The following is a 6,875-nucleotide window of genomic DNA, read 5'->3' as shown; positions in this document are numbered from 1 at the left end:
AAGAGTTTGTCGCGCACCGTCGCGCCGATCAGACAGACGGTACGCCCGCCCCGCTCCTCCGCGTCGTCGAAAATACGGCCCCGCTCCAGTTCCCATTGCCTCGCTTTGAAATAGGCATTGGTCGTCCCCGATACGGTGGTGGTCCAGTTGGTATTGCCGTAAACGGCCCGGGCCGAGGCAGTCGACATCGGCGCAACCGCATCGAGCCCGTCGATCCCACGCTCGATCGCCACCACGTCGCCGGCCTTGAACGCGGCGCCGCCGCTACTCGGGCCCCGCTGCTGCGAGCCGGGCAGCACCATCAGAAGATTCTTGCCGAGTCCCGAAATGTCGTTCGACACCTTCTGCTGCGCGCCGCCGCCCAGCGTCACCATCGCGATCACCGCCGCGACGCCGATCACGATGCCGAGCATGGTGAGGATCGACCGCATCAGGTTACGGCGGATTTCCCGGAACGAAAGAAGGAAGGTCTCGAGAAGCATGACCTAGGTTCCCTGAGGTGCGACACGCCGCTGATCCACATCGGACGCGATCTGACCGTCCAGGAAATGCACCGCTCGGCTGGCATAGACCGCCATGTCGGGTTCGTGCGTCACCATGACGACGGTGATGCGATGATCCTCATTGAGAGACTTGAGAAGCTCCATGATCTCACGCGAGCGCTGCGAGTCGAGATTGCCGGTCGGTTCGTCGGCAAGCAGGACGGCCGGATCGCTGGCAATGGCTCGCGCAATGGCCACGCGCTGCTGTTGGCCGCCCGACAACTCCGACGCCGTGTGCTCGGCGCGATCTGCAAGACCGACGGCTGCAAGCGCCTCCCGGGCACGTCTCCGCCGTTCGGCACGCGGAACGCCTCGATAGATGAGCGGAAGTTCGACATTCTCAAGCGCGGTCGTTCTCTTGAGGAGATTGAACCCCTGGAAGACGAAGCCCAGATAATTGCGACGGAGAAGCGCTCGCTGATCGCGATTGAGGGCACCGACATCGACGCCGCGAAAGAAATAATTGCCGCCGCTCGGTGTATCGAGGCAGCCGACGATGTTCATGCAGGTCGATTTGCCGGACCCGCTCGGGCCCATGACGGCGACGAACTCGCCGTCTTCGATGATGAGATCGACGCCGTTCAACGCCCTGACCTCGCTCTCGCCGTGACCGTAGATCTTCGAGACTGCGCGAAACTTGATGAGCGGTGGCTCGCTGGCTGTCTGCGGGCGTTCCACGGCTACTTGCCCGCCGTTCTGACGTCGGTGATGACCTCGGTCCCCGCGGCAACGTCGCCGGTCGTCACCTCTGTCTGCTGTCCATTGGTCAAGCCGAGTTGCAGCGGTACCGCGACAGGCGAACCGTCCTTGAGCACCCAAACATATTTCTCGATGATGCCCTTTGCCGTGATTTTGGCCTCCGGCGCCTTCACGTTCGCGGGAGTGAAGCGCGTGGCCCCGTTCGGGACGAGAAGAGCGCCTTTCTTTTCGGCGGTGACGATTTCCGCCGTGGCCGTCATGCCGGGGCGAAGTGCGAGATCGCCGTTATCGACCGAGAGGACAGCCACATAGGAAACGACGTTGTTCGTCGTCGTCGAAGCGTAACGGACTTTCTCGATCTTCGCCTCGAAGCGCCGGTTCGGATAGGCATCGACGGAGAAGGTCGCCGACTGTCCCGAACGCACCTCGCCAACATCCGCTTCGTCGACCTTGACCTGCAATTCCATGTGGCTGAGATCGTCGGCGAGAGTGAAGAGCGTCGGCGTCTCGAAACTTGCCGCGACCGTCTGCCCGGGCTCGATATCTCGTTCTATGACGACGCCATCGATCGGCGACTTGATGATGGCTTTCGACAGAGAGGTTTCATCGGACGCGAGTTGCGCTTCGTATGATTTTACCTTCGCCTGCGCGCTCGCGTAATTCGCCTCCGCGCGTTTGAGATCGGCGAGAGACGTGTCGAGATCGAGCTTCGAGATCGCGTTCTGCGCGGCGAGTTCGCGATAGCGCTTCCATTTGGCGGCGGTCTCGATCCGTGTAGCTTCGTACTGCAGAACGGTGGCCCTGGCATCGTCGAGGTTGGCCTTCGACTTCGCCACCGCCATCTCGAGCGCGGTCGTATCGAGCCGGACGAGAACCTGATCCTTCTTCACCTGGTCGTTGTAGTCGACGAGAACATCGACGATGCGACCCGAGACTTCGCTGCCGACCGTAATTGAGGTTACCGGCTCGACCGTCCCCGTCGCCGTGACGGTCACCCTGAGGTCGCCCCTCTCCACCTTGGAAGTGACGTAGACGACCTTCGAACTTCCGCCGAAGACAAGTATTCTTACGAGAATGAGCACGACGACGAGAACCAGTCCTCCGGCAATTCTGGGGTGTCGCCGGGGCCAGTTCATGAGCCCCCCGCCCTCGATGCCGCCAGGTGTCAATCCCAGACGTTTCGCCACATCTTCATTCGCTTGGCTCATGTCGGACTGCCCCGCGGGCTCTCCCTGCAACTCACGACGTTCCTCAAGGGCGCACCTGAACGCGCCCGTTCCGGTACGAACGGACCAGGGCGTGCCTTCCGTCGCCCGAGGCGGAAGGCCGATATTGTCAGATCGCCGCGCATAGTCTAGGAGGGGCACGTTATGCGCAATAGGCCTCGCGCCATGGGAATGGCTGTGACATTCTGTTGCTGCACTTCGGATGACGCCCGCAAGACGGGAACGACGCGAAACTGACCTTGCCATGGGCCGTATTCTGATCATCAAGCACGGAGCCTTTGGCGACGTCATTCAGACCGAAGGCGCGCTCCGGGACATTCGCGAGCATCACGCGGGCGATGAAATCGTCGTCCTGACGACTCCTCTCTACCGCCGCATCTTCGAGCGCTGTCCCTGGATCGACAACGTGATGGTCGACCCACGCGCGCCGCGCTGGCGTCTGGATCAGATGTGGAAACTTGGCCAGCGCTTCAGGGCGGGGAAATTCGACATGGTCTACGACCTCCAGAATTCCTCGCGCACCGCCAGCTATTTCCGGTGGTTCTTCCAGAACACGAACTGGTCCGGCACCGCGCCTGGCTGCAGCCATCCGCATCGTGCGAAAAAGCCGAAGAAAATCCGCACACTCGACCGCCTGGCCGGCCAACTCAAGGATGCAGGTGTACCCGTACGCCATACGCGCCATCCCGACGTCTCCTGGCTCGCCGACGACGTGACGGGGTTGCTCGCCGCCGCCGGCGTGACGCGGCCCTACATCGTGCTGATCCCCGGTTCGTCGGCGCGCCATCCGCAGAAGCGCTGGCCCTATTATCCGGCCCTCGCCAAGCGCCTGATCGACGAGGGCCAGGAAGTCGTCATCGCGCCGGGCCCGGACGAACAGGAACTCGCCAAGAAAATCCCCGGCATCAAGATCCACGGGCCGCGCGGTTACATCAACTGGTTCGAACTCGCCGGCGTTCTGAAGGGCGCAGCCTTCGTCGTCGGCAACGACACGGGCCCAAGCCACCTCGCCGCCCATATCGGCGCGCCCGGCCTTGCACTTTTCGGACCGCACACGACGGCGGAGCGCACAGGCATCGAACGTCAGAATTTCGGCGCCATCGAAGTCGCACATCTTTCGGCGCTGCCGGTCGAGCGCGTCCTCGACGAGATCCATCTCCGCGCCGAGCTGCCGGAACCGGAAGCCGAAAAGATCAGTTGAACTCGGTGTAGGATTTTTCCTCGACGATCGCCGAACCGGTGAGCGTGTTGATGTCCTTCTTCAGCATCGCGCGCCTGTCGTTCTGCTTGTAGACGGACCGCGCGAGCTCGATGAATTTCGGCCCGAAATCCTTGTCCGCCTCGCATTGGCGAATATCGTCCTCGATCACCCACAGCGCCTCGTTGACGGCCTTGAGCGCCGCCTCGAGCGCGCGAAGCTCCGCCGTGTCCGGCACATGCGAACGGCGCGCGCGATCGAGCACGTCGAGCTCGTAGCGGACGTTCTTCAGCTTCTCCGGATCGCTCATGCGCTCGGACTTGATGGCCAGAATGGTGATCTTGTCGACGAGTTCGCCCGGCCCCACTTCGATCAGGATGGGCGACGGCTTTCCGGCCTGCGACATGGGGGGTCTCCACAGGGTACAAAGGTCCGGCCTTTATATCGAAGCCGTGCCCGCGCAGGAAGGCCCGCCGGATGTCGCAGCGCAAAAGGCGCTTTCCCCTTGGCATCGCGGGGCGACCTGTCAGAATGCACGCTGGACCGAGGGACATCCGGGGGCGGCATGTCGTTGATCGCGCGTTTCGTCGAAAATCTTCGCGGCCGGCTGGAAATGCCGGAACAACGCGCCGCGCCGCGCGCCAGCGATCCCGCACTCATCGTCTGTCTTGACGGCGTCGATCACCGCGCCCGCAACTGGTCGACGGGCGGCGCCTGCATCGAGGGCTTCTCGGGCATACTGGGCGTGGGCGACATCGTCAGCGGCACGCTGCGCTGGAAGAAGATCGCGCCCGGCCAGCCCTTCGCCGCCGAGGTGATGCGGATCGAAGCCGGCGGCCTCCTCGCCCTCAAATGGCTCGACCTGCCCGAACGCATTCTTCTCCGGATGGAAACCGAGCTGGAGTAGAACTGCGCGCAGCCGTCATTTACCCTCTCTCCCAACAAGAACCGAAGAACAGGGAGAAGAACATGACCGACGCTGCGGCAACTTACGAAACCCTCATCATCCGCAAGGACGGCCCCGTCGACTGGGTGACAATGAACCGCCCCGAGGCGCTCAATTCGCTCAATCCGACGCTGATCGCCGAACTGCAGGATTATTTCGGACGGCTCTATACCGATCAGTCGGTGCGCATCGTCGTGCTGAAGGGCGCGGGCCGCGCCTTCTGCGCCGGCCTCGACCTCAAGGCGAGCAGCATTTCGCGCGCCGACGCGGGCGGCAATTCGGGCGGCGGCGTGGTCGCCGGGCTGAAGGGCCAGCGCGCCATCAGCGAGATCGTCATCCGCATGCGCCGCTGCCCGCAAGCCATCATCAGCCTGGTGCATGGGCCGGCCTGCGGCGGCGGCTTCGCCTTCGCGCTGGCGTCCGACATCCGCATCGCGGGGACGAGCGCGCGCATGAACGCGGCCTTCATCCGCATCGGCCTCTCGGCCTGCGACATCGGCGTCTCCTATTTCCTGCCGCGCCTCGTCGGCGTCTCGGTCGCCTCCGAACTGATGATGACGGGCCGCTTCATCGACGCCGCCCGCGCCGAGCGCGTCGGCCTCGTCTCGGAAGTCGTGCCCGACGACAGGCTGGAAGAGGCGGCGCAGAGCTATATCGACGAGATGCTGACGACCTCGCCCATCGGGCTCAGGCTCACCAAGGAATGCCTCAACATGTCGGTCGACGCGGGCAGCCTCGAGGCGGCCATCGCGATGGAGGACCGCAACCAGATCCTGTGCGCGCAGACCAACGACATGCGCGAGGGCATCGCGGCCTTCCTGCAGAAGCGCGCGCCCGTCTTTACCAATAGCTAACCATACGCGCAGATCGGGCGCCGGAATTGGATCGAAGCGGACGTGTTTACCTCAGCTTTGCGTTAAGACTGTCAGCGTAAAATTCTGGTTTCAGATTCAGTTCCGGTGCCCGATTACATGTTCCAGTTCCCGATCGAGGTCTGCGCCGATCCGGCGAAGGTGTCCTTCTCCCTGGACAATACCGCACGGTTCCTCGCCTGCTGGCAGGCGATGCGCAAAGAAAGCGCGCTTCCCCGCGCCGACGAGCTCGACGTCCGGTCGATGAAGCCGCTGCTGCCAGAGCTCGTGCTCTTCGAGGTGGCCGACATGATGACGGTGCGCTATCGCCTTGCCGGCACCATGGTCGTGAAACGGCTCGGCTTCGAACCGCGCGGACTGAACCTCGTCGATCTCGCGCGGCCCGAGATGCGCGCCATCATCGGCCTCGGCTTCGATCTCGTTGCAAGACGCCGCATCGGCGCGCTGCTCCACTTCACGCTTCTCTTTGGCGAGGACGAGGTGCCGGCCCGCGTCGAGCAGATCGTGCTGCCGCTCGAGGCGCCGAACGGGCAACCGCCGCGCGTGCTCTCGCTCTCGAGCCGTCCGGCCATGCCGGGAAGCCGCGCGCCTTATGGCGTCAGCCAGCCGACGGAAGCGATCGAGGATGTGACGCTCTTCGACATCGGCTTCGGCCTCCCCGATCTCTCCGCGCTCCTCGGCACCGTCGCCGCCGCCTGAGCTTGGCGCCCCGTCGCCCGCCGCCTATGATGCCGGCGCCCGACGGGAGGAGCGCCACCTTGCACAAATCATGGGCCTGCCTGTTTTTTGCCGTGCTGGCGCTTCCGGCGTCCGCCCGCGCCGAGCCGATGGATGCAGCGCGCTACCGCGCGACGCTGGCCGACCTCGCCGCGTTGCAGACCGAGATGCTCGCCGAGACCGACGCGCTGAAGGCGGGCCTCGCGCCGCAAGAAGCCGCGCCGCGCGCCGCGCGCATGTGGGACAGGCTCGACTGGCTGCGCGCGACGCTCACCGCCGCCGCGATCCCCGACACGGCGACCGTACGCGCCAAGGACGCGCGGCCCTATGCGCGCTGCATCGTCTGGCGCGCCGGCGAGATGGAGGACAGCCTCCAGGACATCGCCACCGACCTCGCGCTGAAGGCGCGCGGCGTCGCCGATGCGGAGCTTCTGCCGCTCGACCGCGACGCGGTGGCGGCGCTCGGCCTGCGCAAGGGCTGTCCGGGGTAGAGGCATACGCTCCAAACCAAACTGTCATCCCGGCCTTGTGCCGGGACCCAGGGGCCGCCCGCTCTGCATATGACGCCCTGGACCCCGGGACGAAGCCCGGGGTGACAGCCATGTATGGAGCGCGAAAAACACGCTTATCCCCGCGAGGCTCCGCCTCCGGGGGTTCGGCACGCAACTCGCCTCG

General features: G+C 64.5%; 9 protein-coding genes. 5 read left to right on the top strand and 4 right to left on the bottom strand.

From position 1 onward, the window contains the following. From VMR03_RS03185 to VMR03_RS03175, 3 genes are all read right to left on the bottom strand, one after another. A partial coding sequence (locus VMR03_RS03185; RefSeq protein WP_325402214.1) for an ABC transporter permease occupies nt 1-482 on the bottom strand: 482 nt, incomplete at its 3' end. A 3-nt stretch (nt 483-485) separates the two neighbouring features. After that, nucleotides 486-1,220, bottom strand: coding sequence for an ABC transporter ATP-binding protein (locus tag VMR03_RS03180; protein ID WP_325402212.1), 735 nt, complete (start codon nt 1,218-1,220; stop codon nt 486-488). Between the two features lie 2 nt (nt 1,221-1,222). Continuing rightward, the gene (locus tag VMR03_RS03175; protein WP_325402210.1) at nt 1,223-2,449 is read right to left on the bottom strand and encodes an efflux RND transporter periplasmic adaptor subunit; all 1,227 of its coding nucleotides are present in this window, start codon (nt 2,447-2,449) and stop codon (nt 1,223-1,225) included. Between the two features lie 262 nt (nt 2,450-2,711). Here VMR03_RS03175 and VMR03_RS03170 point away from each other — a divergent pair, with 262 nt between their 5' ends. Next, complete coding sequence (locus VMR03_RS03170; RefSeq protein WP_325402208.1) at nt 2,712-3,668, top strand: glycosyltransferase family 9 protein; 957 nt, start codon at nt 2,712-2,714, stop codon at nt 3,666-3,668. Here the strand turns inward: VMR03_RS03170 and VMR03_RS03165 are convergent. Continuing rightward, on the bottom strand, nt 3,661-4,071 hold the full coding sequence (locus VMR03_RS03165) for a DUF6165 family protein (protein ID WP_325402206.1): 411 nt from the start codon (nt 4,069-4,071) through the stop codon (nt 3,661-3,663). The two genes, VMR03_RS03170 and VMR03_RS03165, sit on opposite strands and share 8 nt — an antisense overlap. A gap of 159 nt (nt 4,072-4,230) precedes the next feature. Here VMR03_RS03165 and VMR03_RS03160 point away from each other — a divergent pair, with 159 nt between their 5' ends. The 4 genes from VMR03_RS03160 (at nt 4,231) to VMR03_RS03145 (ending at nt 6,691) form a co-directional block, all read left to right on the top strand. Beyond that, the gene (locus VMR03_RS03160; RefSeq protein ID WP_325402204.1) at nt 4,231-4,572 is read left to right on the top strand and encodes a hypothetical protein; all 342 of its coding nucleotides are present in this window, start codon (nt 4,231-4,233) and stop codon (nt 4,570-4,572) included. Nucleotides 4,573-4,634: 62 nt separating this feature from the next. Next, nucleotides 4,635-5,465, top strand: coding sequence for an enoyl-CoA hydratase/isomerase family protein (locus VMR03_RS03155; RefSeq protein WP_325402202.1), 831 nt, complete (start codon nt 4,635-4,637; stop codon nt 5,463-5,465). 105 nt (nt 5,466-5,570) lie between these two features. Beyond that, complete coding sequence (locus VMR03_RS03150; RefSeq protein WP_325402199.1) at nt 5,571-6,182, top strand: PAS domain-containing protein; 612 nt, start codon at nt 5,571-5,573, stop codon at nt 6,180-6,182. Between the two features lie 59 nt (nt 6,183-6,241). Next, nucleotides 6,242-6,691 (top strand): hypothetical protein, encoded by a 450-nt coding sequence (locus VMR03_RS03145; protein WP_325402197.1) that lies wholly within the window; start codon nt 6,242-6,244, stop codon nt 6,689-6,691. Nucleotides 6,692-6,875 lie beyond the last annotated feature (184 nt).

The sequence above is a fragment of the Parvibaculum sp. genome, assembly GCF_035511255.1.
Classification (GTDB): domain Bacteria; phylum Pseudomonadota; class Alphaproteobacteria; order Parvibaculales; family Parvibaculaceae; genus Parvibaculum.
The sequence above is the reverse complement of the archived record's forward strand: the minus strand, read 5'-3'. Positions and strand labels throughout refer to the sequence as shown.

What these genes read in the sequence shown, in the direction of transcription:
- VMR03_RS03175 (WP_325402210.1), bottom strand. Translation starts at nt 2,449, where the DNA reads ATGAGCCAAGCGAATGAAGATGTGGCGAAACGTCTGGGATTGACACCT.
- VMR03_RS03170 (WP_325402208.1), top strand. Translation starts at nt 2,712, where the DNA reads ATGGGCCGTATTCTGATCATCAAGCACGGAGCCTTTGGCGACGTCATT.
- VMR03_RS03165 (WP_325402206.1), bottom strand. Translation starts at nt 4,071, where the DNA reads ATGTCGCAGGCCGGAAAGCCGTCGCCCATCCTGATCGAAGTGGGGCCG.
- VMR03_RS03160 (WP_325402204.1), top strand. Translation starts at nt 4,231, where the DNA reads ATGTCGTTGATCGCGCGTTTCGTCGAAAATCTTCGCGGCCGGCTGGAA.
- VMR03_RS03155 (WP_325402202.1), top strand. Translation starts at nt 4,635, where the DNA reads ATGACCGACGCTGCGGCAACTTACGAAACCCTCATCATCCGCAAGGAC.